Annotated in this window: 30 protein-coding genes; 24 read left to right on the top strand and 6 right to left on the bottom strand. The window is 54.0% G+C overall.

Translation table 11 applies throughout. The annotated features are described in order from the left end of the window. Positions 1-268 precede the first annotated feature (268 nt). The 5 genes from A8710_RS06165 to A8710_RS06145 all read left to right on the top strand — a co-directional run bounded on the left by A8710_RS06165 (position 269) and on the right by A8710_RS06145 (position 3,868). Positions 269-487, top strand: coding sequence for a DUF4287 domain-containing protein (locus tag A8710_RS06165; RefSeq protein ID WP_068858706.1), 219 nt, complete (start codon positions 269-271; stop codon positions 485-487). A gap of 133 nt (positions 488-620) precedes the next feature. Then, entirely contained in the window at positions 621-878 is a 258-nt protein-coding gene (locus A8710_RS06160; protein ID WP_068858704.1) for a type II toxin-antitoxin system Phd/YefM family antitoxin, read from the top strand. Next, entirely contained in the window at positions 866-1,168 is a 303-nt protein-coding gene (locus tag A8710_RS06155) for a type II toxin-antitoxin system RelE/ParE family toxin (RefSeq protein ID WP_068858702.1), read from the top strand. Before A8710_RS06160 ends, A8710_RS06155 begins: the two co-directional genes overlap by 13 nt. Before the next feature lie 251 nt (positions 1,169-1,419). Next, the gene (locus tag A8710_RS06150) at positions 1,420-2,619 is read left to right on the top strand and encodes an alkane 1-monooxygenase (RefSeq protein WP_082968695.1); all 1,200 of its coding nucleotides are present in this window, start codon (positions 1,420-1,422) and stop codon (positions 2,617-2,619) included. A 163-nt stretch (positions 2,620-2,782) separates the two neighbouring features. Continuing rightward, on the top strand, positions 2,783-3,868 hold the full coding sequence (locus A8710_RS06145) for a calcium/sodium antiporter (protein ID WP_068858700.1): 1,086 nt from the start codon (positions 2,783-2,785) through the stop codon (positions 3,866-3,868). Here A8710_RS06145 and A8710_RS06140 read toward each other — a convergent pair. Further along, on the bottom strand, positions 3,854-4,750 hold the full coding sequence (locus A8710_RS06140) for a metal-dependent hydrolase (protein ID WP_068858698.1): 897 nt from the start codon (positions 4,748-4,750) through the stop codon (positions 3,854-3,856). The two genes, A8710_RS06145 and A8710_RS06140, sit on opposite strands and share 15 nt — an antisense overlap. 100 nt (positions 4,751-4,850) lie before the next feature. On the opposite strand from A8710_RS06140, the gene A8710_RS06135 reads away from it, so the two are divergent. From A8710_RS06135 to A8710_RS06090, 10 genes are all read left to right on the top strand, one after another. Next, the gene (locus tag A8710_RS06135; RefSeq protein WP_068858696.1) at positions 4,851-5,495 is read left to right on the top strand and encodes a TetR/AcrR family transcriptional regulator; all 645 of its coding nucleotides are present in this window, start codon (positions 4,851-4,853) and stop codon (positions 5,493-5,495) included. A 68-nt stretch (positions 5,496-5,563) separates the two neighbouring features. Continuing rightward, entirely contained in the window at positions 5,564-6,169 is a 606-nt protein-coding gene (locus tag A8710_RS06130; protein ID WP_068858695.1) for a trimeric intracellular cation channel family protein, read from the top strand. A gap of 91 nt (positions 6,170-6,260) precedes the next feature. Then, positions 6,261-6,641 (top strand): response regulator transcription factor, encoded by a 381-nt coding sequence (locus A8710_RS06125; RefSeq protein WP_068858694.1) that lies wholly within the window; start codon positions 6,261-6,263, stop codon positions 6,639-6,641. Continuing rightward, positions 6,638-7,372 carry a YaiO family outer membrane beta-barrel protein gene (locus A8710_RS06120; protein WP_068858693.1) on the top strand — a complete coding sequence of 245 codons (735 nt, stop codon included), beginning with the start codon at positions 6,638-6,640 and terminating at the stop codon, positions 7,370-7,372. Before A8710_RS06125 ends, A8710_RS06120 begins: the two co-directional genes overlap by 4 nt. 79 nt (positions 7,373-7,451) lie before the next feature. Then, positions 7,452-8,477 carry a HEAT repeat domain-containing protein gene (locus A8710_RS06115; RefSeq protein WP_157686320.1) on the top strand — a complete coding sequence of 342 codons (1,026 nt, stop codon included), beginning with the start codon at positions 7,452-7,454 and terminating at the stop codon, positions 8,475-8,477. Then, positions 8,470-9,936 (top strand): glycosyltransferase family 2 protein, encoded by a 1,467-nt coding sequence (locus A8710_RS06110; RefSeq protein ID WP_068858691.1) that lies wholly within the window; start codon positions 8,470-8,472, stop codon positions 9,934-9,936. Before A8710_RS06115 ends, A8710_RS06110 begins: the two co-directional genes overlap by 8 nt. A gap of 35 nt (positions 9,937-9,971) precedes the next feature. Further along, positions 9,972-10,823: a class I SAM-dependent methyltransferase gene (locus tag A8710_RS06105; RefSeq protein WP_068858690.1), complete on the top strand. Its 852-nt coding sequence runs from the start codon at positions 9,972-9,974 to the stop codon at positions 10,821-10,823. After that, complete coding sequence (locus A8710_RS06100) at positions 10,820-11,671, top strand: PPK2 family polyphosphate kinase (protein ID WP_068858688.1); 852 nt, start codon at positions 10,820-10,822, stop codon at positions 11,669-11,671. Before A8710_RS06105 ends, A8710_RS06100 begins: the two co-directional genes overlap by 4 nt. Positions 11,672-11,790: 119 nt before the next feature. Then, the gene (gene nhaD, locus A8710_RS06095) at positions 11,791-13,077 is read left to right on the top strand and encodes a sodium:proton antiporter NhaD (RefSeq protein ID WP_068858686.1); all 1,287 of its coding nucleotides are present in this window, start codon (positions 11,791-11,793) and stop codon (positions 13,075-13,077) included. Between the two features lie 92 nt (positions 13,078-13,169). After that, on the top strand, positions 13,170-14,474 hold the full coding sequence (locus A8710_RS06090; protein WP_068858684.1) for a GDSL-type esterase/lipase family protein: 1,305 nt from the start codon (positions 13,170-13,172) through the stop codon (positions 14,472-14,474). A gap of 63 nt (positions 14,475-14,537) precedes the next feature. On the opposite strand, the gene A8710_RS06085 is transcribed toward A8710_RS06090, so the two are convergent. Beyond that, positions 14,538-15,626, bottom strand: coding sequence for a YheT family hydrolase (locus A8710_RS06085; protein WP_068858682.1), 1,089 nt, complete (start codon positions 15,624-15,626; stop codon positions 14,538-14,540). A 48-nt stretch (positions 15,627-15,674) separates the two neighbouring features. Continuing rightward, on the bottom strand, positions 15,675-15,926 hold the full coding sequence (locus A8710_RS06080; RefSeq protein WP_068858680.1) for a DUF2789 family protein: 252 nt from the start codon (positions 15,924-15,926) through the stop codon (positions 15,675-15,677). Between the two features lie 394 nt (positions 15,927-16,320). Between A8710_RS06080 and A8710_RS06070 the strand changes: the two genes are divergently transcribed. From A8710_RS06070 to A8710_RS12215, 8 genes are all read left to right on the top strand, one after another. Beyond that, positions 16,321-16,533: a CsbD family protein gene (locus A8710_RS06070; protein WP_068858676.1), complete on the top strand. Its 213-nt coding sequence runs from the start codon at positions 16,321-16,323 to the stop codon at positions 16,531-16,533. Positions 16,534-16,667: 134 nt separating this feature from the next. Then, on the top strand, positions 16,668-17,501 hold the full coding sequence (locus A8710_RS06065; protein ID WP_068858674.1) for a BON domain-containing protein: 834 nt from the start codon (positions 16,668-16,670) through the stop codon (positions 17,499-17,501). A gap of 134 nt (positions 17,502-17,635) precedes the next feature. Beyond that, positions 17,636-18,052 carry a DUF4398 domain-containing protein gene (locus A8710_RS06060; protein WP_082968694.1) on the top strand — a complete coding sequence of 139 codons (417 nt, stop codon included), beginning with the start codon at positions 17,636-17,638 and terminating at the stop codon, positions 18,050-18,052. Continuing rightward, a complete protein-coding gene (locus A8710_RS06055; RefSeq protein ID WP_068858672.1) occupies positions 18,049-18,939 on the top strand; it encodes an OmpA family protein in 891 nt (296 codons plus the stop codon). Before A8710_RS06060 ends, A8710_RS06055 begins: the two co-directional genes overlap by 4 nt. A gap of 28 nt (positions 18,940-18,967) precedes the next feature. Further along, the gene (locus A8710_RS06050) at positions 18,968-20,374 is read left to right on the top strand and encodes a phospholipase D-like domain-containing protein (protein ID WP_082968693.1); all 1,407 of its coding nucleotides are present in this window, start codon (positions 18,968-18,970) and stop codon (positions 20,372-20,374) included. Between the two features lie 89 nt (positions 20,375-20,463). Continuing rightward, on the top strand, positions 20,464-20,781 hold the full coding sequence (locus A8710_RS06045) for a BON domain-containing protein (RefSeq protein WP_068858670.1): 318 nt from the start codon (positions 20,464-20,466) through the stop codon (positions 20,779-20,781). Positions 20,782-21,096: 315 nt separating this feature from the next. Then, the gene (locus A8710_RS06040) at positions 21,097-21,642 is read left to right on the top strand and encodes a ferritin-like domain-containing protein (RefSeq protein ID WP_068860633.1); all 546 of its coding nucleotides are present in this window, start codon (positions 21,097-21,099) and stop codon (positions 21,640-21,642) included. A gap of 25 nt (positions 21,643-21,667) precedes the next feature. After that, a complete protein-coding gene (locus A8710_RS12215) occupies positions 21,668-21,832 on the top strand; it encodes a hypothetical protein (protein ID WP_157686318.1) in 165 nt (54 codons plus the stop codon). Here A8710_RS12215 and A8710_RS06035 read toward each other — a convergent pair. The 3 genes from A8710_RS06035 to A8710_RS06025 all read right to left on the bottom strand — a co-directional run bounded on the left by A8710_RS06035 (position 21,812) and on the right by A8710_RS06025 (position 24,280). Beyond that, entirely contained in the window at positions 21,812-22,528 is a 717-nt protein-coding gene (locus A8710_RS06035; RefSeq protein ID WP_068860631.1) for a Crp/Fnr family transcriptional regulator, read from the bottom strand. The genes A8710_RS12215 and A8710_RS06035 overlap by 21 nt on opposite strands. Positions 22,529-22,631: 103 nt before the next feature. Beyond that, the gene (locus tag A8710_RS06030) at positions 22,632-23,366 is read right to left on the bottom strand and encodes a Crp/Fnr family transcriptional regulator (RefSeq protein ID WP_068858668.1); all 735 of its coding nucleotides are present in this window, start codon (positions 23,364-23,366) and stop codon (positions 22,632-22,634) included. Positions 23,367-23,572: 206 nt separating this feature from the next. Then, positions 23,573-24,280, bottom strand: coding sequence for a Crp/Fnr family transcriptional regulator (locus A8710_RS06025; protein WP_227512997.1), 708 nt, complete (start codon positions 24,278-24,280; stop codon positions 23,573-23,575). A gap of 229 nt (positions 24,281-24,509) precedes the next feature. Between A8710_RS06025 and A8710_RS12210 the strand changes: the two genes are divergently transcribed. After that, positions 24,510-24,659, top strand: a complete 150-nt coding sequence (locus A8710_RS12210) for a lmo0937 family membrane protein (RefSeq protein WP_157686317.1) — start codon at positions 24,510-24,512, stop codon at positions 24,657-24,659.

Raw genomic sequence — 24,659 nt, 5'->3', positions numbered from 1 at the left:
CAGAATTACTCGGAGTATTCTAGAAATATAAAGAAGAATGATGCGAGCTCCTTAGATAGATTCGAAAGCATTATATTCTCCGGGATAGTCACGGATGATGGAAACCTACCATCAACATTTGATGGTATGGAACAAATAGGAAAGTTAATAAAAGCAGCAAAATCGTGAGTAAGGCATGTAACAAGCGCATGTTGTCGGACTAGTTTTCCGCTTCGCTCCAATCCAGCCGCAAATGCGGGCGTAAGGCTCCCACAAACGAGAATCAGTTATGAGCACTGATGAAAAGCTGAAAGGTCCAGCCTCTTACTTCCCATCCATCGAGAAGAAGTTCGGCCACCCCATTGGCTACTGGCTTGAGCTTGCTGGAAAGCTCAGGGACATGAAGCACATGGAAACTGTCGCTTGGCTGAAAAGCGAGCATGGATTGGGTCATGGCCACGCGAACGCAATCGTTGCGCATGTGCTCACTACCAAAGAGAAGCTGTGACATGCACCTCATACGCATCTCACACCAACCTAACTTTGCCTTGCAGGCTTACACCTCGCGTTGGCGCTCCCAAGTCATAACCGCACAATACAAACCGCTTGCCCCGCATGAAGTGACACTTTAGTGTCACTTCATGCGAACCGAACTCGTCACCACACTCAAGCGCCAAGCCACGGAACTCCTGTCTGATCTGGGAAGAGACAAGGAGCCCATTCTCATCACTCAGCATGGGCTGCCAAGTGCTTACCTCGTGGATGTGGAGACATTCGAGCAACTGCAGCAGCGCATGAAGCTGCTGGAGGGCATTGCTCGCGGGGAACGCGCCATTGATGACGGGCGCGTCGTTTCACACGCCGATGCGAAGGAACGCATGAAACGATGGCTCAAATAATCTGGTCAGAGCCAGCACTGCACGACCTGGATGCCATCGCAGATTACATCGCGCTGGACAACCCGAGCGCAGCGCAGGCACTGGTGAGGCGCGTTTTTCAGCACATCGATAACCTGGAAACGCATCCGGAAATGGGCGCAAAGCCCCCGGAGCCAGAAGTCTGGCGTTATCGTCAAATTGTCGAGCCACCGTGCCGAATTTTCTACCGCTTGCACGGCGAGATCGTCTATATCGTTCATGTGATGCGAGCCGGTCGCCTGCTGCTATCTGAAAGTCTGGATCGCTCTTAAAAAACAGAGGTCCGACATGGCCTGCTTGGGCAATTCATCAGCCAGCACTTCACCCTTTCGCTACGAAGATCAATGCAGAGAACTCAAGGGCTAGACCACGCAGCCTCAATCGCCAATCGTGACATCGCTCGATGTCACACAACATCATGGCATACCGGCGTTTTAAGAGATAAAAGCGGCTTTTTGCAGTTATTGCCTCCACACGATCTGTTGATAATGACCCCACAGTCAACTGACCGCTGGATAAGCCCATGAACGCCACCGTAACCGAACACCTGAACGCGCAAACGGCGCAGAACGAATCTGCCAAGCCCGATTGGAAAGACCCTAAGCGTTATCTCTGGCTGCTCAGCCCGGCGCTGCCGGTGATTGGCTTGGCGGCCGTTTCCGCCTATGCCGTTGCGCCGAAGACGCTGCGCGGTTTGTCGTGGGCGGGTCCGGCCTTGGTGCATGGCATCATTCCGGCACTGGATCGCCTCATCGGTACCGATACCAGCAATCCGCCGGAAGACATGATTGAGAAGCTGGAAAACGACAAGTACTACCAAGCCATTGTGAAGGCGTTTATTCCCGCGCAATACGCCACCACCTTTTTAGCGACTTGGCTGGTGGGTCGTCGTAAAGACATGCCGCTCACCGACTATCTCGGCCTGACCCTGACCGTGGGCGCTGTCAATGGTATTGCCATCAATACCGGTCACGAGTTGTCGCACAAGCATGACAAGCTCGATCGCTTCTTCTCCATGCTGGCCTTGGCCCCCACGGGCTACACGCACTTCGCGGTTGAGCACCCGTTCGGCCATCACAAGCGCGTAGCCACACCGGAAGATCCCGCCAGCAGCCGGATGGGCGAGAGCTTCTGGAAGTTCCTGCCGCGTACTGTCATCGGTGGCTTCAAGTCCGCTTATGAGATCGAAAAGCGCCGTCTGGAGCGCAAGGGCAAGAGCTTCTGGTGCTTAGAGAACGAGTTGCTGCAAGGCTGGGCCATGAGCGCCGGCTTCTTCGGTGCGGCGACCCTCGTTGGTGGCCCGCGTGCCATCCCCTTCTTAGTGGGTCAGGCCGCCTACGGTGCTTCGCTGCTGGAAGTGATTAACTACATCGAACATTACGGCCTGAAGCGCGCTCAGAATGAAAACGGCAAGTACGAACGCACGCTGCCGGAGCACAGCTGGAACAGCAATGAAGTGGTGAGCAACTTGTTCTTGTACCAGTTGCAGCGCCATAGCGATCACCATGCTCACCCCACGCGCAGCTTCCAAGCCCTGCGCCATTTCGAAAATGCGCCGCAGCTGCCCGGCGGATACGCCTCGATGTTGCTACCCGCCTACTTCCCATCGTGGTGGTTCGGCATGATGGATCAGCGCGTGGTGGATCACTACCAAGGCGATCTCAGCAAGATCAACATGGACCCTGAGCGTCGTGAAGAAATATTGGCGAAGTACGCGAGCTAACTCCACCGGCAACGATTTGATTACTCGCTGAACAGTGACCGGCATGGGCTTCAACTCATGCCGGTTTTTTTATGCCTCTGCAGCGGCAGGCTTCCCCTAAAGCGCAACTGATCGGCTAAAGTTCGGCAAGTTCATCAACCAAGATATTTTCGGGGAACGTGTCATGACGATCGTGTTGTTTATTGTTGGCTTAGGCTTACTCGTTCTTGGCGCGGAAGCCTTAGTGCGCGGGGCCTCCCGCATGGCCGCAGCCTTGGGCATTTCGCCGTTAGTTGTGGGCTTAACCGTTGTCGCGTTCGGCACCAGTTCACCGGAATTAGCCGTGAGCGTGAAGTCGGCCTTTGCCGGCCAAGCCGACATCGCCATTGGCAATGTGGTAGGCAGCAACATCTTTAACGTGCTGTTTATTCTGGGTTTATCCGCCATCATTGTGCCACTCATTGTGGCTCAACAGCTGATTAAGCTCGATGTGCCCATCATGATTGGTGCATCCGTACTGCTTTGGGTGCTCGCGCAAGATGGCACGCTGAGCTTCCTAGACGGCGCCCTCTTATTTTTTGGCCTCAGCGCCTATATCACGCTGCTCATTCGCCAGAGCCGCAAAGAAACGGCCGCCATTAAAGCGGAATACGATGAAGCGTTTGCAGCGCCAAACGAGCCTGTGAACTGGCTGAGCAACCTCGCCTTAGTACTGGGCGGTTTAGCGATGTTAGTGCTGGGCTCGCGCTGGCTGGTGGAAAGCGCCGTGACCTTTGCTCAGCACATGGGTGTGAGCGAGCTGGTGATTGGCCTGACCATTGTGGCTGCAGGCACCTCGCTGCCAGAAGTGGTTACCTCCGTCATTGCAGCCCTTCGCGGTGAGCGCGACATTGCGGTGGGCAATGTGGTGGGCAGTAACCTGTTTAACCTGATGGGTGTCTTGGGCTTAGCCAGCATGGTGGCGCCCGCCGGGTTGCCTGTGTCGGCCTCCGCTATCGCATTCGACATTCCCATCATGATTGCCGTGGCCGTGGCTTGCTTACCCATCTTCTTTACCGGCGGCATCATTAGCCGCGGTGAAGGCGCATTGTTTCTGGGCTATTACGTGGCCTATACGCTGTATCTGATTATGGCCGCCAATCAACATGCGCAGCTCTCCCTGCTGCGCGATGGCTTGCTGTACTTCGCGCTGCCCTTAACGGCCATTACGTTGCTGATCATTGCCACGCAAAGCCTGAGGAAGCACGCCAGCACTTCAAGCGGAAGCTAAGGCTTCAGGGTTTTTATACTCGTCCAGCAGCTCGCCGTAACGGCCAAACAAACGCTCGCGCCATTCATTCTCTAGCGCCTGCGTTTGTTGCTGTGACGGGTGGAAACCGGGCTTCACATAAGCAGGCATGTACTTAAGCATTCCGGAGATAAACCCGTTTTTGCCAAACAGGGCGCGCAAACCACGCACATTCTCCTGCACATTCAATACCTGCCCCTCCTTCACCAGCAATACGCCCCAACTGGCTATGATCGGCGGCGCCAAGAGCGCCAGCACAAGCCCAAGCGCGATCCGACGCTCGGCCACCGTGCCTCCAACCTGCTCGAACACATCGTAGGCCACCGACTTGTGCTCGAGTTCCTCGAGTGCATGCCAGTACCACAGTTTTAGCATTTCGCCATCGGAGCCGTTTCGAAACGCCTCATGCGTAAGCCATTGCTCAGCGAGATGGGCGGTGAAGTGCTCCATCATGGTGGTGCAGGCCAGCTGCAAGCGTGGCGAGAATCGCTCGAGCTGCCGCAAGCCCCACTTCACGCCACGGTCGGGCGTTTTAACATCTAGATTACGCGCTGAAAAAAAGGCGTTCAGACGGTCATGCTCACGGCCGTGCAAGGCTTCCTGGCCGATGAAGCCGGCAATCTGCGCCTGAAGTACCGGGTCACTGACTTGATCCCGAAAACGCCGAACAGACTCCACAAAAAATCGCTCTCCAGGCGGAAATACGCCAGAGAACACCACAAAAATTAGGCTAGCGAGTGGGTTCTGATTAAAGAAAAAGTAACGATCGGCCTCAACGGGGAAACTGAAGTTCACGTGACGCGGTGGAATACCCACTTGGGCACCGCTGAGCCTACGGGTAGTGGCTTGGAAAGTGACAGACATGATGTTTCTCCGATCGGTTTATATTGACATTGTTGACTGGCACAACCGACCATGAGAAATTATTCCGAACTCTTGTTCGGATTCAACTCGGATACTGCTCATGCCTCGCGCACCACGCCAGCAACGCGCCATCGCCACCGTCGATGCCATACTTGAGGCTGGCTTCATCAGCCTCGCCCGCCAAGGTCTAGCCGCAACAACGACTCGGCATATCGCCGACATTGCAGGCATTGGCGTGGGTTCGCTCTATGAGTATTTTGAAAATAAAGAAGCGGTTTACGCGGCCATGCACGAGCGTTTTGTGGCCGACGTGGTGGCCATTCTGCAGCAGCTATCCGCCGTGATCGTGAAGCAGGACATCCAAGGCGCTGTCACCACCATCATCGGGCGTTTGCAGGCCTTACTCCGTGAGAACGATTCGCGCTATCTGCATTACGCGCAAAGTGCCATGAGTCTGGAAGTGAGGGTCGGGCTGGACCCGGTGATACGTATCTTGCAGGAGATGATCGTGCACTATGTGATGCACCATCCGGAACTGATGCGGATGCGGCGCATGGCCACGATGAGCTATATCTTCGTCAATGGCAGCATCTTCGTGATCCTGCGCCACCTCACCGAACCATCCTCCCTGATCAGCACCGAAGAGCTGATCGAGGGGCTGTCGGAAATGCTCAGCCACTATGTGGCCATGGAGCTGCAACTCACAGCAACGCCGGCTGCCGAAATCAAACTCTCTCGGCCGTAGCATTGTGGCTCGCACGAGTTACACGATAATCCACGCATTACTCGGCTAAATTTCCCAACGAGATCCTCATGTTGTCGATAATTTATTTGGTCGCCATTACGGCCGAAGCCATGACCGGCGCACTTTCGGCCGGTCGTCGCCACATGGATCTGTTTGGCGTCATCATTATTGCCTGCGTTACGGCCCTAGGCGGCGGCACCTTACGGGATGTCGTGCTGGGGCACTATCCCGTTGGTTGGGTGGCTAACCCCAAGTACCTCTTAATTACGGTTATTGCCGCGTTAGTCACCGTGCTGCTTGCCCCGGTCATGCATCATTTCAAGCGCGCCTTCTTAGTACTAGATGCGCTCGGTCTAGTTGCCTTCAGCCTCATTGGTTGCGCCATTGCCCGTGACATGCAGCTCTCCCCACTGATCTGCATGATTAGCGGCATGATGACCGGCGTGTTTGGTGGTGTATTGCGGGATGTGTTGTGTAATGAAATTCCGTTAGTGTTTCAAAAGGAGCTCTATGCGGTGGTCTCTTTACTGACTGCTGGCGCTTATTGGTTACTGTTGGAGTGCGCTGTAGCGCCCAATTTCAGTATTTTTGCCTGTTTGATGGGCGGCTTTAGTTTGCGTATGGTTGCCATTTACAAAGGCTGGGAAATACCCAAGTTTATCTACAAAGATTAAACACTTGGGCGACAGCGCAATTACATGCCTGTCAGCAGCTCTATTGCATAATGTAACTTAATATACAAAATTTGCAGTCAAGGAGCTCGTCATGCCCTCCCCTCGGGTTGTTCTTGTCGAAGATGATGAAATGTCTGCTGAATTGGTGCGTTTCATTGTGCAGCGCCAAGGCTTTGAGTTTACGCATGTCGCTGATGGTCAAAAAGCGCTGGACATGCTGAGCAGCCAGGAACCACCGGCTGCGATCATTCTCGATTGGTTACTCCCCTTTGTGGATGGCATGGTGGTGCTTGAGGCCATTCGCCAATCACCCCGTTGGTCACATGTGCCTGTGCTCGTCCTGACGGGTAAGACACGTGAAGAAGATATTGTTAAAGCCCTCGATGCTGGCGCCAATGACTTTATTGCCAAACCCTTTCAGCCCGCCGAACTGGCGGCCAGACTTAAGCGCATCGTGCGAGTCGCGCCATGAAAACCCTTATTTGCTGCATATGCTGCCTGCCTTTAACCGCGCTGGCAGATACGGGCTGGGTCGAGCTCAGTGGCGATTATCAGCACTACAGCAAAGGCCTGAGCTCTGCACAGACGTTCAGCGTGGCGGGCTCTTTGAAACAAGCTACGCGCACCCTGTATGGCGAGGTTAGCGACTACCAGCGCGGTGAGGCGCATGATGCTCCCATTCAGGTTGGGGCCTATCAATCGGTCACAGCCACCGGCAGCCTGCACGTAGAAGGTACATGGACTGCCAATCCACTGATTAAGCCCAAACATCAAGCCTACTTGGGCTGGTATCAGTCTTTGCCCGGCGGATGGACTGTTGAGCCCGGCTATCAATGGACCAGCTACGAGACTGTTTCAGTTGAAAAGGCCAGCGTGGTTTTCGAAAAATACGTCGGTGCCTACCGTTTTGTTTATGGCGCAGGGCAAGTATCACTGGCTGGCGACACCGCCTTCAATCATCGCCTGCAAGCGGATTGGTTTTATCGTGACCAAGACAAGTTGAGTGCCGGCTTTGCGTTTGGTGACGACCAAGAGGTATTACCGAATGGACAGGTCATTCAAACCCCCGTGCGCAACTATTTTGTGGCAGGTGCCCACAGCTTGAGCCCAACTTGGCAACTGCTCTGGCAACTGCAGCATACCGATCAAGGCGACATTTTCCGGCAGCAGGGAGCACGTCTTGGAATTCGCCACCAGTTCTGACGCTACGCTCAGTAGTGTTCTTTACTTCACCCTCAGCTTCTTTTTCGCAAGTGCAGTCAGCCTGTTATTTTGTTTTTTTATGCGGATAAAACGCCAGCGCAAGGAGATTCGCTCCGCTCAAGTCGAGCAACAATGGCGAGAGTTTTGCTTTCAAGCGCTCATGGTCCAAGAGCCTGAAAAGCTGCCCCCGATGGATCAGCGTGACCTCTACGACTTAGTTGAAATGTGGTTGCAAACCTTTGACCGCATTCGTGGCGCAGATGCCGCCAAAGGCCTTATTCGGCTCGGGCAATGGCTGGACTTTGAGAACCGACTGCTGCCTTGGCTCAAATCAAACACCATTGATGAAAAGCTCCTCGCCATCATGGCACTCGGCTTACTGAAAGAACGCCGAGCATTGGAAGTTATCCGTGAGCGCATCGATGACCCTTACCCACTCATCTCGCTCGCGGCCATGAAAGCATTTATGGAAATTGAGCCGGAACAAGGCTTGCCCGAGCTTTTAAAACGAATAGACACACCAGGCTGGCCCATTGGTCGAGTGCGCCAATTGATTAGTGCCGCGCCGCGTACCTTGCAGACACACTACGTCACCTTGGCAGCAGAAACACTGAGCGAAGAACAGCTGCCTAAGCTCTTTGAGCTGATCTACGCCCTCGCGCCTTCAGAAGCGAGTGACGCGGCAAAGCTCGCCTTAAGACGGCACCCCGACAGCGCGCCACTGCTACTGGTCATTATTAAACACACCACAGACCCACAATTTTTGCCCTTAGTCAGAGCCAGTTGCAGAAACAGCCATCCTCCCTTGCGTCATGAAAGCCTCACCGCGCTGGGGCGCATGGGGGACCAAGACGACATGGCCCAATTGATTCAAGCACTCAATGGCGACATCTGGATCAATCAACAAGCAGCCGCTAACAGTCTCATGACCATTGTTAATGAGGCAGCCGCCGCGCAAGCCATCATGCCCGTGTTAACCACCGAGTCAGCACGCCTTCATTGGTCGGAGTTACTGTTTCAGAAGGGGTGGCTCTTGCCGGCTACTGAATCGGTGTGGGTTTGTAGCGAGACCAGCCCACTAACTCAGGTGGCCTATCATGGTTGAATGGTATTGGGTCGCTCCCGCCGCTATTGGCTTTGGTTGGCAAGGGCAATTAATTAATGGACTGTTCTGGTTCTTTTTGATTTATCAAATCATTGTGGGCACGAGTTATATCTCGCTGAATATTGTTGCACTGTATGTGGTGAAAAAAAGCACTCGCGGGGGCAAGGACCTGCATTTGCCGCGCGTCTATGAAAGCAGCCTGCCCGGCGTCAGCATATTGCTCACCGCCTATAACGAAGAGCAGCTCATTGCCACCTCGGTTCGCTCCCTGCTGCAACTGGACTACCCGCTGTTTGAATTGATTGTGATTCATGATGGCGGCAGTGACGACACTCTCGGCGTGATGCAACGCGAATTTAATATGTACCCCTGCCCCTATGCGTTTGAATACGCGGTGTCGTGCAAACCCATTAAACAGATCTACCGCTCCCACAACCACCCCAACTTAATCATGGTGGATAAGGCCAATGGCGGCGGTAAAGCGGATGCCAACAATGCCGGCATTAACGTAGCGCGTATGCCGCTGTATTGCGGCATGGACGCCGACTCCATTTTGGATCGCGACAGCCTACTGCGCGTGGTGCGAACCTTCTTAGAAAAGCCCAACACCATCGCGGCTGGCGGCAGTGTGCGAATTGTTAATGGCTGCCAGGTTCACGATGGCCGTCTCATCAAAACTGGGCTACCGCACTCGTGGTTATCGCGAATTCAGGTACTGGAATACTTACGGGCGTTTCTCTTCGGTCGGCTAGGCTGGTCGCGGCTGCAAGCCTTGCTCATCATCAGCGGCGCGTTTGGCGTCTTTAAACGTGAAAATGTCATTGAAGTGGGCGGCTACCTGTCTACTAGCCTAGGCGAAGACATGGAGTTGGTGGTGCGTCTGCACCGCTACGCGCTCGATAAAAAGCGCCCCTATACCATTAATTTCGTTCCTGACCCCGTGTGCTGGACAGATGCACCGGAAGATCGACCGACCCTACGCAAGCAACGCATACGCTGGCAACGCGGGCTTTTAGAAACCTTGTATGCCCATCGCAAACTGTGCTTTCAAAAAGGCTCTGGAAAAGTGGGCTGGCTAGCCTTCCCGTTCATGGTCATTGTGGAAGCCATGAGCCCTATCATCGAAGTGCTGGGCATGATTTTCACCATTTTGCTGGCATATTTCGGCTATTTAAATGTCGGCGCCAGCTTACTGTTCTTAGCTGCCGTGGTCGGTTTAGGCTTGCTCTTATCCTCACTGGCCTTGGTGCTGGAGGAGCGTAGCTTTCACGTCTACCCCAGCTATAGAGATACCGCCACGCTGTTCCTCTGGGCCGTACTGGAGAACTTTGGTTATCGCCAAATGAATTCGTGGTGGCGTTTGCAGGGCACTTGGCAATGGTTGCGAAAATCGGAATCGAAATGGGGTGTGATGGTTCGTAATACATCGTGGATGACAGAGAGCACACCCTCCAAGTAATCTCGGGGCTTATTCACTCATAGAGCCGTATCACTATGCCCCGCGATAACCCGGAACTGATTAGCCCCACCGCGCACTACACAGGAACGGTCTGGTTACAACATGGCTTATCACACCCCGCATTTGCGACCCTTCAGGGGCAGGCATTTTACTACGCGCTTAAAGCCCCTATGGCCGCGGCTAAACTGTTGGGCGGCCCCACGCTAGAAGCGTTTTTACTCGCTCGCCATCGCCTGATCGATTTGCAACTTGAACGCGCCATTGAGTCGGGTGAAATTTCTCAAGTCATCGAAATTGCGGCCGGCTTATCCCCTCGGGGCTGGCGCTTTGCATCGCGCCATCGCAACCGAATTACCTATATCGAAGCCGATCTCGTTGATATGGCTAAATACAAGCACAGCCTGCTGCAAGCAGGTGGCTTGAACTCAGACCAGCATCATGTCCGCATCATCAATGCACTCGCGGATACCGGCGCCGACAGCTTGGCTGAAATTGCCGCCAAACTCGATCCGAACAAAGGCTTAGCCATTATTACCGAAGGCTTGGTGAACTATTTCGACACGCCGACCGTAGAGCGCATGTGGGCGCGTTTTGCCGGTGTGCTCAGTGGCTTTCAACACGGGCTGTATTTATCAGATCTACACATCAAGGCCAATAATCGCGGGCCCGCCACACGCACCTTCATGAGTTTGTTATCGACCTTTGTTGGTGGCCGCGTACACCTTCACTTCAAAGATACGGGCACGGCAGAAGCTGCCCTGGCTCATGCCGGTTTTTGCCAAGGCGTATTGCTCAAGCCCAGCGAGTTTCGTGAGCAACTTCCAGATTGCCGCACATCAGGCGTAGATGTGGTTCGCGTGGTTTGCGCCAGAACGGTTAGCACATGACTAGCTCGCTACTAACACGCTGGGCCTGGAGTGAGGGGCGGCCAAACCCAGACAAACTCGCCACGGCCATGTCCAAAGCTGATTTAGCGGCGCTACCCGAACTGTCTGAGTGCCTAGACGGTTTATCTGAAGCCCAGCGTAAATTACACGCGAATGGACAGCACGCCGTTTTACTGATTCTGCAAGGTTTGGATGCCAGCGGCAAAGACAGCCTTCTGCGTACCCTGGCACAGGGGCTGGATCCGGCTGGCTTTCGCGTCTACGCCTTCGGTCGCCCTAGCCCGGAAGAGCTGAAACATGACTTCCTGTGGCGCGTCATCCCTAAGCTACCCGCGTTTGGGCAGGTGGTGGCGTTTAACCGTAGTCATTACGAAGCCGTGCTGGCCGAACGCTTGCTGCCGGGTGCTGAAACCAGCAAACGCTTTTGGCAGGCGCGCTACCGCACCATCAATGCCCTCGAAAAACACTGGCTGGACCACGGCACACAAGTCATTAAAGTCTGGCTTCATCAGTCGGAAGCCGAGCAAAAGCAACGCCTGCTGAAACGCTTAGATGAACCGAGAAAACGCTGGAAATTCGACCCCTCCGATCTCGACACCTTTGCTCAGCGCGAGCCCTACCTCAGCGCCATGGCCGATATGGTGGAGGCGACCAGTTCGCCTGATGCACCTTGGCACCTAATTCCTGCAAACAGTAAAGCGCAGGCACGAGCGGCCGTTGCGGGCATTTTACGGGAGCACTTAAGCCAACTCGCACCGGAATATCCCGACAGCGACCCGGCGCTCGACGCACGTTATCGTGCCCTGCTTGAGGCGGGCCTTGCAGCAACGACACAGACCGAAAGCTGAACGCGGCTCTGCTAGTGATCGCCAAGACGAACGGTAGGCCTTCTGGCCTGCTTTAGCCCAGTGCCAAGCTTAGAATGTGCCTTCTCAGTCTGATTAAAAGCACTCAATTCGGGAACACCATGATCACTGCACTGATTCTGATCTTTGTTTTAGCCTACCTAGCCATCGCGCTTGAGCATCCCCTTAAAGTCAATAAATCCGCCTCAGCGCTGGTAGGCGCAGGCTTGCTGTGGACGATTTACGCCATCGCCACTAACAACACTGAAGTTGTCAGCCATGAGCTGTCAGAAACGCTCATCAGCACCGCACAGATTGTCTTCTTCCTGATTGGCGCCATGACCATTGTTGAAGTGATTGATGCGCATAACGGCTTTGAAGTGATTACTCGCAACATCAAAACCACCAAACTCTCCTCCCTGATGATTTTGGTGGGTATCGTGACGTTTTTTCTAAGCGCCATTCTCGACAACCTCACCACTACCATTGTCATGATTTCGCTGCTGAAGAAGCTCATTGATAAGCACAGTGATCGCCTGCTCTTTGCGGGAATGGTCGTGATTGCCGCGAACTCGGGTGGTGCGTGGTCGCCCATCGGCGATGTCACCACCACCATGCTGTGGATCGGCGGCCAGATCACCCCAGTCAATATTATTCAAGGCGTGTTTTTGCCCTCGATCGTGAGTCTCGCGGTCCCGCTCGTGATCATTAGTTTCATGCTGCGCGGAAAGCCCGTTGTGCCGCCCGCACAGCCGGTTAATTCGGCCAAGGAAATCTCTACGACCGCCTTAGAGCGTAATTTGGTGTTCTTCTTGGGGCTCGGCGCACTCATCGCCGTGCCCATCTTCAAAACCGTCACGCATTTACCCCCCTTTATGGGCGTATTTTTCGGCTTAGGTATTCTTTGGTTAGTCGCCGACCTTCTGCATCGCAACAAGGCCGAAGAGGACAAGCACCACCTGACGCTAGTGCATGCCTTAACCCGTATCGACATGGCATCCATCGTGTTCTTTATTGGTATTCTTTTGGCGGTAGCGACCCTAGAGCACTCGCACGTCCTCACTGATTTAGCGGGCTGGCTAGACACCACCGTAGGCCGCTTAGACATCATTGTGTTTTTGATTGGCATTGCCAGCGCGATTGTCGATAACGTTCCCCTCGTGGCTGCTGCCATGGGCATGTACAGCCTGGAACAATTCCCCACCGACAGCTTCCTGTGGGAGTTTCTGGCTTACTGCGCGGGCACTGGCGGTTCGATTTTGATTATTGGTTCAGCCGCGGGGGTAGCTGCGATGGGCTTAGAGAAAATCGAATTTGTTTGGTATATGAAAAACATCAGCCTGTTGGCATTGGCCGGCTACATGGCGGGCGCTCTGGTTTACGTACTTCAGTTTAACTTGCTGCATTAAGACTAATTGACGGCTGGCTAGCGAACTCGTGTCACTCGCCAGCGTTAAAGCGATAAAAAAATAATAATGATTCGCTACTGTTGAGACGATCCATGTTGCGTCCATTTTTTGCCCTCTTAATTGCGCTCTTTTTAGTCAGTTGTGGTTCTTCACAGAGTGATCCGACTCAACCCGCCGCCAAGACACACCATAATCTGGTTGGCGCTTGGTCTACTGCACCCTACGGCCCATATCCTTTTGGACCGTTGGCACGTGATACCCCTGTGGGCGAAACACCGGGCTCCATCACCACGGCACGCTTTGAGAATAATCAAGCACGCGATCAAAGCTTTCGCATGATCATCAACCCCACTATTAGTGGCACACAAGCTCGCATTCGCCTTTCAAATTTGAAAGGCGACCGCCCTATTCGATTTGAGTCCGTCAGTCTTGCCCGCGTACTGCCACAGACACCGATCCTCAATGGCGCTAGCGTACCTCTGAGCTTTGCTGGAAAACCCTTTGTCGTTGCCCAGCCCGGCGAAGAGGTCATCAGCGACCCCGTTGTGTTCACACTGAATGCGCAAGAAGATCTGGCGGTTAGCTTTTACATTCCAGGCGAATCAGGGCCTATGACATGGCATGCCGTAAGCTTCGCCCCGCAATACATCAGTGCCCCTGGCAGTGGCGATGTGACCCAAGACAAAACCGGACTTTCCTTTCTTGATCTGTCGATTGGCTGGTTCTTCCTAACGGGTCTCGATGTCGTTAACACAGCATCTCCAGGAGCCCTTGTTGCGATTGGCGACTCCATCACCGACGGCGCTTATCAAGTATTGAATCAGCGTTGGCCAGATTGGCTCGCAAAGCGGCTGAATGACTCAGGTCAGCACATCGGCATTCTTAATCAAGGCCTAAACAGCAATACGGTGACAGAAATGCCCAAGGATGACCCTAACCGTGGCAGTCCGGCCGTGCTTCGCTTTGAGCGTGATGTACTGCAACGATCCGGTGTTCGCGGCGTAATCATTTTCGAAGGCACCAATGACTTGGGTGGCGGCATTAAGGCAGAGCCCGTCATTGCTGGCCTTGAAGACATGGCTCGCCGTGCCAAAAATGCTGGCCTGTGTGTCTTTATGGCCACTATTGCACCGCGAATGGATGTTGCCTTTGGCTGGTTTCCAGATGGCCCAACCGTCAAAGAGCCCGAGCGCGTGAAAATCAATGAGTGGATACGACAAGAAGCAAAGGTCGATGGCGTCATCGATTTTGCCAACGTGCTCGCCATGCCAGGCTTGCCTAGCGTGCCCAACCCAGTGCTCTTCACACCGGACTTACTTCACCCAAACGCCGCTGGATTTAAGTTAATGGCCGACGCCATTGATCTTGAGGCGCTTCGCAGCAAGTGCAATTTATAGATTTCGCTCGGTCTTGAGTACTGCCTAAGTTCTCAACGGCTCCCCATATTTGAGTCCCAATCGCTAGGTCAGTCTCTGCATGACGCCAAAATATTCGCTCATGAGTCGCGCTGACCAAGAGCGTGCCGACCAACCTTCGTAATGTGCACAATGACTGCCCTTAGCCGTGGTGACCAAAATGACATTCGGCATTTGACCTAAGCCCTCAATCCAAGGGGCGAGATTGCTGATACGGCATACCGGATCGTCTTCCGAATTGAGCAACATTAACGGCGTGGTCACATTCCTGAAAACATGCATCGGGTTGCTGGCCTGATCGTAAGCGGCATAGCTGTTATGCCCGGCCAATTCGTAGATCTCTCGATGAAAAGCGGCCAAATCCTTGGCACCTCTCAGACGGGCAGCCGTGGGCAGGTGTCCGATGCTGGGCAAATTCGGCGTGATGAACTGTCGGACCAGCCGCTTTGCCATGACACGACTGTAGAACGGTCGCACTTGATCAAAACCGATATCGGTATCGTAACCAGGGCAGTAGGCGAATGCGGCGCGAAATGGCGATGCAGTGCCCTCTTCGCCCAGATAACGTACCAGCAGACCCGAGCCTGCAGACGAGCCTACCCCATACAACGGTGATTCGGGATAACGCGTGCGGATAACCTCGAGCTGCTCGCGCAGATCGTCGGTGCAGCCCAGAATGTTCAGACGCGGCGTGAGCAAGGGCAAATCGGCGTGCCCCCGACGCAGACAAAGCACCACTCGCCATCCGGTGGCAACGCGGAGATCCTGCACAAGCTCCGCCATGCTCGCCGGGCTTCCAGTGATGGTATGGAGCACGACAATAGTTGGCGTGATCACCGGCAGTGCATGGCCAGACCAGAGCAACGCCGTGCGGCCGCTATCTCGCATGGTTAAAACATCTTGGTGATCATAGAGCATGTCACTCTGCCGCCTCTGGCGACCGAAGTTCTTGCGCAGGCTATGAAAAAGCAATTGCGTATGCGGGTTGGATAGCCACGGCGTGGGCGTGAAGTTTTCATGTAATTGTTGCAACGATGCCACGATGCGGCGATTACTCTCGTTATCGACATACATAACGCGAGGCTTGCGTTTCAACGCTGCGGTAAAAGAAGACTTAGCGACAACTGTATTCATGGGTGTCCTGCTCTGCGAATGGGGGATGTAACCTGACACACGGCGGCATCAATCAACGGATGACACAGCCCCTCTTAAGGCTTGACTCAACTGATCCACAATGACAGCCCAATCTGAATCCTGCTCCACTGCCTCGCGCAAAAAGCTGGCTTGCGACGCGCTCCAGAAGCAGGCATCTGCCAACAATCTTCCCGGGGGCAATGGACTGTGCTCGGCGAGAAACGTCTGAATCTGCCCATGCTTAAAGGGGAGCCCGAGCTGTTTGAAGAGTTCACTCATGGGATGGTGTGCGTGGTTCATATCAACCTCCTCCTTTCACGTGAAGCCCAATGATGGGATAGCTTCATGATGACCTCCCGAGTTTGTAAGCGCCGAAGAGCGCTCTCAAAACACCCTAGTCCAGTGCGGACGACCTCTCGGTACGCTGCCGCACAGACCATCGATTCCGATCTCCCTAGTGTTTGTTGCCAGCTCCCCGGCATTTGTCGATGAGTGGAATTCCCACGAGGTACACCATGTACGTATCAAATGATCAGAGTTCAAATAGTAAATTGACCCAATCGGGACGACAGAAAAAGACATCTCAGGCCGACGATAACGCCAATCAAAAGCCTTTGATTCTTCCCGTGAAGGGTAAAAAGCCGACGCAGCCAGCGTCGCCCGAAGATGATGAATTCGAACAGAAGGTGACCCCATGAATACGCCCAGTGTGGAGAGTCTCAAAGCCCAATGGAAGCAACAAGTGGGTGCTGCAAAAGTCGTCTGGGGCAGGCTAACGGATGACGAGCTGCTCAAGATCGAAGGCCACGCGCAGAAATTAGCTGGACTTGTTCAGGAGCGCTACACCATCGCTCACGAAGAAGCAGACAAGCAAGTCAAAGCGTTCTTCGACAAACACAAGACTTGATTGTTGACTCAAGCATTCAGCCAGCACGCGTAACCACCCGGCACACCAGAGACTGCCTTCATGCACAAGGTCATGGATGTGCCGGGCCTATGTTTTCCCTGTCATAACCGCATTCCATATGCCGGAGAATTATCATGCCAACACCCTTTCGCAAACTATTACTGGCTTCCAGTATTGCTATCGCTACGTCTTTATCATCGGGTGCATTTGCAGCCGCCAAGCCTTCACAGGACGTTATCAATGCACGTCAGGAATCTCAGATCTGGACGACCTACGCCTTGAGCCCTTTTTTGCGGGCCAATGACCTCGCCGTCACCGTAGAAAATGGCAAAGCCACTTTAACCGGCAAAGTTGCCGAGGATGTGAACAAAGACCTTGCCACCGAGATCGCTAAGGGCGTTAGCGGCATCAAGTCCGTAGACAACCAGATCGTAGTGCAAGCGGACTACGCACCCACCGTGCCTTCTTCCACACGCACTTACGGTGAAGTCATTGAGGACGCCACGATCACTTCAGCGGTCAAATCCAAGCTGCTGTGGAGCAATCACACCAGCAGCGTGGCGATAAATGTAGATACACAGCGCGGCAAAGTGACGCTGAGCGGTACGGCTGAAAGCCGCGTGGCTAAGGATCTGGCGGGCCGCCTAGCTCTCAATACACGCGGTGTTACCAGCATCAACAACACTTTGACGATTAATCCTGACAAGCCAACAGCGGCTGAGACCGCGAAGCGCAAAGCAGACAAGGCAGCGCTTCAAGTAGCGGATAGCTGGATCACCACCAAGGTGAAATCAACACTGCTCTACTCCAGCAATATTGATAGCAACCGAATTTCGGTAACGACCAGTAAAGGTGTCGTCCTGTTGAGTGGCAAGGTCGGCAGCGCTGTCGAGCATGCCCTGGCCGTCGAGCTAGCCAGCAACGTCCGTGGCGTTAAACGTGTTCAATCGAAAGGACTCACGCTGTAACACCTAATGCCTTTTGGTTTTCACAAGATCGCGCCTGTGTGCGCCAGCGCACCGAACTCGTTCACACAGGTCGTGACACTCCATAGCAGACCAGATGCCATCAGGCATGCTGGCAGACTCTCAAGAGAAAGATCATGAGCCAGAATTCAGCATCATCGGCATCGTCACAACGTCTAAGCTCACCGTGGCGTTTTGTCACGCTTACGGCCGGCATGCTTCTGTTGGCAGCCTGCGCATCTGCTCCGCCTCCAACCAGCGCCCTGCAAGCTGCCGAACAAGCGATTACCAATGCAGAAAATGCGCGCGTGGCTGACTACGCGTCGCCTGAGCTGAACTCGGCACGCCAAAACTTGGCTGCCGCCAATGCCGCCAGTAAGGACGAAAAAATGGTGCTAGCGCTGCGACTGGCTGAGCAAGCCAAGGCCGATGCCGAACTGGCCACCGCCAAAGCAGCAGCGGCCAAAGCCATTGTCGTCAATGACGATATGCGCAAAAGCAACACCATCCTGAAACAGGAAATGCAGCGCAATAACTCGGGAGTCACCCCATGAACATGCCTCTTTATACCGTCGCAAAACCCCTAGCTGTTTCCCTGGCAATTCTCTTGATGAGTGGCTGTGCCATGAATAGGGCAGCACCGGAAGGAGCCGCCAATGTTCGTGCTGACTTGAGCCGCCTGCAGTCCGATTCGCAACTGGCCAGCCGTGCACCGGTGGCGATTGAGGAAGCCGAAGCTGCCGTGGTCGCCGCCGAGCAACCCCGCAAAGACAAGGAGCTTTCACAGCATTTAGTCATACTGGCTGAGCGCAAGGTCAGCACCGCCATCGCCTTGGCGCAGGCTCGCTTGGCTGAAGACCAACGCGGACAACTGAAGTCACAAGGTGAGACAGCGCGTCTTGACGCCCGCACACAAGAAGCCAACGTGGCACGCAGTGACAGCAACGCTGCTCGTCTGGATGCACAAAACGCTCGAGCCCACGCTGAGCTTTCCCGTCGAGATAGTGCTGCAGCGCGCTCAGAGTCAGCGGTCTTGCAGCAGGAAATTGACGCACTCAATGCCAAGGCAACCGAACGCGGCTTGGTGGTTACGCTGGGTGACGTTCTTTTTCAAACGGGCAAATCAAGTCTAAAGGGCGGCAGTACTACTAATCTCAGCAAGCTCGCCATTTTTCTTAATACGTACAAGGATCGTACCGTCATCATCGAGGGTCATACGGATAGCGTCGGCAGCGATGCCGCTAATCAGGGACTGTCGCAGCGCCGTGCCAATGCTGTGCAAGCCTACTTGGCACGCAAGGGTATCGATGGTGGTCGCCTCACGGCTACCGGGTTGGGTGAAAGCTCGCCAGTAGCAGGTAATGATACGGCCACAGGTCGGCAGCAGAATCGCCGCGTCGAGGTCATCATTTCGAACAACGCGATGACCATAGCACAGTAACCCCAGAACTAGGTCATGACCGACCACCATGACCTTCTTCGGACCAAACAGCCTAGCCACCTTTTTAGCCACAGCGACCTTTGTGATTACAGGGTGTGCTTCGCTACCGGATGTGGAGTCGGCACAGAACAGGCGCACCAACTCAGAGGTCATTTTTAGCACTGCTCAGGGTCAGGTGTCCGTGGCTGACGCCAAGACCGCACTGCGCAAGCTAAAAGGTAAAAACAGTGACTCCGATATTCTGGCTCGCCACTTGGCGTACGAACAGGCTGTCAATATCGATAACCCGCTGGTGTTGGGCAACCGACTAAGCCTGCTACAAAATGGCCCAAACACCTATCGTGCCATGTTCAAGGCCATACGATCAGCGAAGCATCATATCAATCTCGAAACCTACATCTTCGATGACGATGACATCGGTCGTCAGTTCTCGGCATTACTGCTGGAACGGCAAGCGGCAGGCGTACAAGTCAATATCATCCATGACAGCTTTGGCACCGTGATGACACCCGCCGCATTCTTTGATCGTTTACGTGAGGGCGGCATCAACGTGTTGGCCTTCAATCCACTGAATCCGCTCACCAGCAATCAGCGTGAATGGCGGCTCAACAATCGCGACCATCGTCGCCAACTGATCATCGATGGTGCTGTCGCCTTTACCGGGGGCGTCAATATCAGCGAAAGCTATTCCAGTGCACCCTCTGGGCATATGCCGAAGGCTAAGCAACGCACCGCTAACCATACAACCAGCTGGCGAGATACGCATATCCGGATCGAAGGGCCCGTGGTGGCCGAATTTCAAAAATTGTTTATGGCCTCCTGGGAACGGCAACGTGGCCCGGCACTGCGTTCGAAAAACTACTTCCCCGAACTCAAACCACGAGGCAATGAGATTGTTCGAGTCATCGGCAGCACGCCGGATGATGCCCTTAACCCCATCTACTTGACCTTAATGTCAGCTATCCGCCATGCGGAGAAAAACATATCCCTGACCATCGCTTACTTCGCACCCGATTCGCAGTTGCTTGAAGCCCTTGGCGCAGCGGCCAAACGGGGTGTCACGGTTCAACTGATCCTACCCAGTCATACAGACTCCTGGGCCATACACCAGCTCGGCCGCTCCCACTACACGGCCTTGCTGCGGGTTGGCGTCAGGCTTTATGAGCGTCGTGGTGCCATCATGCATGCCAAGACAGCGTGTATTGATGATGTCTGGTCAACGGTCGGCTCCACCAATCTCGATTGGCGCAGCTTTCTGCATAACGACGAAATCAATGCGGTCATCCTGAGCCGCGACTTCGCCCAACAGATGAATGTCATGTTCGCCGAAGATCTCGCGGCATCCGATGAAATCCTGCTGAAACAATGGCAGCGACGCTCATGGCTGCTGCGTCTGCAAGAGCAACTGGCACGACTCGGCAGCTACTGGCTTTGAACGTACGGTGCCGCACAGACGACACCGCCTTGCCAGGTCAGTCTCGGTGATATGCAAGCCTGCATGACTTTCTGCACCAGGACACTCTCATGAAAATCACGACCCTATTTGCCTCCATCATGCTAGCCACCAGTGGTCTGGTCATCACCGGCTGTAGCCACCACGGCCACGAGCGCAGCGCCGGTGCCGTCATGTCTGATTCGGCCATCACCACCAAAGTCAAGACGGCATTGCTGGCCGAAAAAGACATCAACTCAATGGACATCAAGGTCAATACCTTTAAGGGCAATGTTCAGCTCTCGGGCTTTGTTGACTCACAGTGGCAAATTGACAAGGCCATGCAAGTTACACGCGCCGTTCATGGCGTTACTTCAGTGAAAAATGACCTGACTCATAAGGCTATTTGATTCTTGCTCCTTCGGGAGCCTAACGGAGTACACACCATGTCTCTGATGCATCTGGTGGGGATCGTTCTGTTAATGAGCGGCCTCATTTATGGCGCTGAAGTGCTGAATGTAAATCAGGAATGGAACGCAGTAGCCGCTGTCATCATCATTGGGCTTCTGGTACTAAGTCGCGTCAAAGCAACGCTGGCGCACAAGAGGATTCCTGCGACTGGTGCTCCAGGCCTGTCATGGCGTGCGCCCGATCTGATCAAGCGAAATCGCGAAGCTTTCATTCAGACATCAGAGACTGGTGTAGTACTCAGCCTGGGGGATCTCATGACCGAAAAAACGGTATTGAGCAACGTTGAAACGCTGCGCCAGCAAGCACGGCAGCATATTCAGGAAGGCGCCATCACACACGGCTATGCCGCTGATCGGGTCATGATCATCAAGCTGCTGAACGATGCCTTGGCGACGGAGACGGTCTGCGTATTGCGTTACCGTCGCCATCATTTTATGGCGCGCGGGATGCATGCCAAAAGCATTGCCGAAGAGTTTTTAATACACGCGAATGAAGAGCAGGGTCATGCCGATCAAATTGCCGAACGGATTGTGCAATTGGGCGGCGAGCCTGACTTCTGCCCAGACACCTTGAGCCAGCGCAGTCATGCGGAATATGTAACCGGGCACTCCTTGGCAGACATGATCAAAGAAGACCTGATTGCGGAACGCATTGCCATCGACAGCTATCGCGAAGTGATTGATTACCTGGCTGAGCAAGACTCAACAACCAGCCAGATGCTTAAGGCTATTTTGGCTGTGGAAGAAAAGCACGCGGATGAGTTGGCCAGCATGCTGGAAGATTTACCGACCGCACGATAACCGCTTCAACCCAAGGAGACCCGCGATGAAAGTCACCTCACAAACTCAGGTTGATCATGAACTGCTGGGTAATTTGATGATCAAGCGAAACTTTAGACAAAAGCCGCTGGGCATTGTTTTCATTGTGCTGGTCATGCTGCTGCTTATTCTGCTGATTGGCATCCCACGTTCAGGGACTACCGCTGAATAAGCGCAAATGATTGTTTAACATGATGCGATAACAGAGGCAGGACTCTGCTTCTAAACCAATCCGATCAAGTAAGGTGATATCACCCCGGGTGTAGTGAATCAGACCCTTCTGTTGCAGCGTGGCGGCGGCAACGCTAACCGCACCTCGCTGCACGCCCAACATGCCTGCCAGAAATTGCTGGGTAAGCTGAAAATGATCGGCATGTGCTCGATCATGCGTCATCAACAGCCAGCGGGCGAGCCTCGCATCCACTTCATGAAAGCAATTACAGACGGCTGTTTGCGCGAGCTGGGCCATGGTCACGGAAACATAGCGAAGCAATACACGCTGCAAGGCAGAACTGTTTTGCAGCGCACGCGTTAGCTGACCCGTTTCGATACGAAAGGCAGTACCACTGCCCTGCACCACTGCTCTCAATGGCGCTTCTGCTATGCCAAGCACCAAGGTAGCGCCCAACATGCCTTCACTGCCGATGAGTCCCATTTCCAGTGGTCTGTGGCCAATAGTCTGCGCAACCAAGGAAATGAAGCCACTTAGCGGAAAGTAGGCATGATGAAAGGCCTCATCGACCTCGCACAATACCTCTCCGAACAACAAATCAACCGGCTCACTCAGTGCCAATAGGCTGAGGCGCTCCCGGTTTGGCAATGCATCGATCAAATCATTGGTAACTTGCCCAGCATTCTCTGGTGGCACGAGCTTTTCCTGCAGCACAGCAAAAGTCGAGCGTGACGCGGAAAAGGTGCTGAACTCAGTCCCACCCGTCAGTATGACGAGCTTTTGATCTCTGCTCTGTTCGCTACAGTACAGACAGCGAGCGCTGAGGAACGTATGGTAGGAGGCGATCTGTTTCTTTTTTGACGACGGCGTAGCACTCACAGCTCAATTCTTCGAGACGCGCGCGGTCTAACACGGTGATATGACCTCGGCTGTACTCGATCACATTCAGCTTCTGCAGCTTACCGGCAGCATCCGTAACACCCTCGCGACGGGCACCCAGCATGTTAGCAATCAGCTCTTGGGTCATGGTCAAGTGATTGCTTGGCAGACGATCCAGCGACAATAGCAACCAGCGACACAGCTGCTGATCTACCGAATGATGGCGATTGCACACTGCTGTCTGCGCCATCTGGGTGATCAATGACTGGGTGTAGCGCAACATCAGCAACAACAGATCACCATGGAGACCGAACTCATCTTTGAGCAATTGCCCCTTGAGTCGATAGGCATGGCCGGCACTCTGCACAATGGCTCGGCTCGGTGTGCTCTCGCCACCCATGAATAAGGCAATACCAATCAGACCCTCATTGCCAACCACTGAGATCTCGGCAGACGCGCCACTCTCCATGACATAAAGCAGGGAAACGATGGCGTCTGTGGGGAAATAGACATAACGCAGCTCATCACCCGATTCATAGAGCACTTTGCCCAACGGCAATGGCACGAGGGATAGATGCGGGAAAATGCGCGCTTGTACTTCAGGTGGCAAGGCAGCCAGAAGATGGTTTTCTTCCGGCTCAGGGGTTGGGGACATATCAATACCAGTAAGACAAAGATGCTACAAAATAGACAAGGGGAAATATCATCCCAATGGTATCGACATTAGCCGGAAACAACAGATAGGTATGTACGGTACCGCACATAGCCCTGAGATAGCCGATTTTTGTGTGCGCTCTCTAACAGCAGGACTGATTGTCATGCTTACACGGAGGTTCGTACCAAGCCAGTCATGCGCCTGTATTAATCAAGTTGCTCAGCATAGTCCGCCACCAGCGCCCGGTAGCACTCACACGAGGCAGCCTCCAGACCGCTGCGATCAAGAATTCGAATCTCACCCCGGGTGTATTCAATTAGCTTACTTCTCTGCAATGCGCCTGCCGCGATGGTAATTGCACTGCGCTGAACGCCGAGCATGTCAGCCAGAAATTGGTGTGTCAGGTGAAAGTGATCGGCATGTGCGCGATCGTGTGTCATCAGTAGCCAACGCGCCAACCTGGCATCGACCTCATGGAAATGGATGCAGGCGGCCCCTTGCGATAGCTGTGCCATCAATACGTACAAATAGCGATGCAGGCGGCGAACCAAGATAGGACTGTCGCGCAAGGCACTGCGCAGTTGCACGGCTGACATGCGCAAGGCTGTGCCAGAACCCTGCACGACGCCGCGCAGGGGTACGTTGTACACCGCGAGCGCCAGCGTCACACCCAACATGCCTTCATTACCGATTAGGCCCATTTCCAGCGGCTGATGCCCCTTCACCGCAACGACCAAGGAGATGAAGCCCGTCAATGGAAAGTAAACATGTTTGAAGGGCTGATCAGGTTCACAGAGAATTGAACCGAAATCCAAATTCACCACGTCACAGCTCTCCAGCATTCTGCCCCGCTCCTTGCGCGGCAAGCCTTCGATCAATCGATTTACTACGCGTGCCACATTCGTGTTTGTCACAGGATCATCCTTTCGCAAAGCGCTCGTCTGTAAATGACACGGGAGTAGTGCCTTGCCTCTTGATGTAGCGCAGCCTGAGTGATGCTCTGTTCAGGGTCTGTTCGCCAGGACACACAAGGAACCGATGCAGCGACCGCCTTGTGTGTGCTGGCGCACCGATTCCATGAAGACTCCCGGCCTAGTCTGCAGATGTGCATATCGCATTGAACTAGTGACTGGAGATACAAACATGCTCTCGACTATCGCGCTGGTGCTTATTGTCTTGTGGGCGTTGGGTCTGGTTTCGGCCTACACCATGGGTGGCTTCATTCATCTCCTGTTGGTTGTGGCGATCATCGTGCTGCTGATTCGCGTTATCCAAGGCAGGCGGGTCATATGA

Origin of the sequence: Perlucidibaca aquatica, from assembly GCF_001676655.1 — a bacterium.
GTDB lineage: Bacteria > Pseudomonadota > Gammaproteobacteria > Pseudomonadales > Moraxellaceae > Perlucidibaca > Perlucidibaca aquatica.
The sequence above is the reverse complement of the archived record's forward strand: the minus strand, read 5'-3'. Positions and strand labels throughout refer to the sequence as shown.

Excerpts from the sequence above, each read along its gene's own strand:
- A8710_RS06030 (WP_068858668.1), bottom strand. The coding sequence starts at position 23,366 with ATGTCCCCAACCCCTGAGCCGGAAGAAAACCATCTTCTGGCTGCCTTG.
- A8710_RS06120 (WP_068858693.1), top strand. The coding sequence starts at position 6,638 with ATGAAAACCCTTATTTGCTGCATATGCTGCCTGCCTTTAACCGCGCTG.
- nhaD (WP_068858686.1), top strand. The coding sequence starts at position 11,791 with ATGATCACTGCACTGATTCTGATCTTTGTTTTAGCCTACCTAGCCATC.
- A8710_RS06125 (WP_068858694.1), top strand. The coding sequence starts at position 6,261 with ATGCCCTCCCCTCGGGTTGTTCTTGTCGAAGATGATGAAATGTCTGCT.
- A8710_RS06110 (WP_068858691.1), top strand. The coding sequence starts at position 8,470 with ATGGTTGAATGGTATTGGGTCGCTCCCGCCGCTATTGGCTTTGGTTGG.
- A8710_RS06150 (WP_082968695.1), top strand. The coding sequence starts at position 1,420 with ATGAACGCCACCGTAACCGAACACCTGAACGCGCAAACGGCGCAGAAC.
- A8710_RS06080 (WP_068858680.1), bottom strand. The coding sequence starts at position 15,926 with ATGAACCACGCACACCATCCCATGAGTGAACTCTTCAAACAGCTCGGG.
- A8710_RS06145 (WP_068858700.1), top strand. The coding sequence starts at position 2,783 with ATGACGATCGTGTTGTTTATTGTTGGCTTAGGCTTACTCGTTCTTGGC.
- A8710_RS12210 (WP_157686317.1), top strand. The coding sequence starts at position 24,510 with ATGCTCTCGACTATCGCGCTGGTGCTTATTGTCTTGTGGGCGTTGGGT.
- A8710_RS06100 (WP_068858688.1), top strand. The coding sequence starts at position 10,820 with ATGACTAGCTCGCTACTAACACGCTGGGCCTGGAGTGAGGGGCGGCCA.
- A8710_RS06085 (WP_068858682.1), bottom strand. The coding sequence starts at position 15,626 with ATGAATACAGTTGTCGCTAAGTCTTCTTTTACCGCAGCGTTGAAACGC.
- A8710_RS06155 (WP_068858702.1), top strand. The coding sequence starts at position 866 with ATGGCTCAAATAATCTGGTCAGAGCCAGCACTGCACGACCTGGATGCC.
- A8710_RS06055 (WP_068858672.1), top strand. The coding sequence starts at position 18,049 with ATGAACATGCCTCTTTATACCGTCGCAAAACCCCTAGCTGTTTCCCTG.
- A8710_RS06070 (WP_068858676.1), top strand. The coding sequence starts at position 16,321 with ATGAATACGCCCAGTGTGGAGAGTCTCAAAGCCCAATGGAAGCAACAA.
- A8710_RS06115 (WP_157686320.1), top strand. The coding sequence starts at position 7,452 with ATGCGGATAAAACGCCAGCGCAAGGAGATTCGCTCCGCTCAAGTCGAG.
- A8710_RS06135 (WP_068858696.1), top strand. The coding sequence starts at position 4,851 with ATGCCTCGCGCACCACGCCAGCAACGCGCCATCGCCACCGTCGATGCC.
- A8710_RS06140 (WP_068858698.1), bottom strand. The coding sequence starts at position 4,750 with ATGTCTGTCACTTTCCAAGCCACTACCCGTAGGCTCAGCGGTGCCCAA.
- A8710_RS06065 (WP_068858674.1), top strand. The coding sequence starts at position 16,668 with ATGCCAACACCCTTTCGCAAACTATTACTGGCTTCCAGTATTGCTATC.
- A8710_RS06105 (WP_068858690.1), top strand. The coding sequence starts at position 9,972 with ATGCCCCGCGATAACCCGGAACTGATTAGCCCCACCGCGCACTACACA.
- A8710_RS06040 (WP_068860633.1), top strand. The coding sequence starts at position 21,097 with ATGACCGAAAAAACGGTATTGAGCAACGTTGAAACGCTGCGCCAGCAA.
- A8710_RS06060 (WP_082968694.1), top strand. The coding sequence starts at position 17,636 with ATGAGCCAGAATTCAGCATCATCGGCATCGTCACAACGTCTAAGCTCA.
- A8710_RS06130 (WP_068858695.1), top strand. The coding sequence starts at position 5,564 with ATGTTGTCGATAATTTATTTGGTCGCCATTACGGCCGAAGCCATGACC.
- A8710_RS06045 (WP_068858670.1), top strand. The coding sequence starts at position 20,464 with ATGAAAATCACGACCCTATTTGCCTCCATCATGCTAGCCACCAGTGGT.
- A8710_RS12215 (WP_157686318.1), top strand. The coding sequence starts at position 21,668 with ATGAAAGTCACCTCACAAACTCAGGTTGATCATGAACTGCTGGGTAAT.
- A8710_RS06165 (WP_068858706.1), top strand. The coding sequence starts at position 269 with ATGAGCACTGATGAAAAGCTGAAAGGTCCAGCCTCTTACTTCCCATCC.
- A8710_RS06090 (WP_068858684.1), top strand. The coding sequence starts at position 13,170 with ATGTTGCGTCCATTTTTTGCCCTCTTAATTGCGCTCTTTTTAGTCAGT.
- A8710_RS06160 (WP_068858704.1), top strand. The coding sequence starts at position 621 with ATGCGAACCGAACTCGTCACCACACTCAAGCGCCAAGCCACGGAACTC.
- A8710_RS06050 (WP_082968693.1), top strand. The coding sequence starts at position 18,968 with ATGACCTTCTTCGGACCAAACAGCCTAGCCACCTTTTTAGCCACAGCG.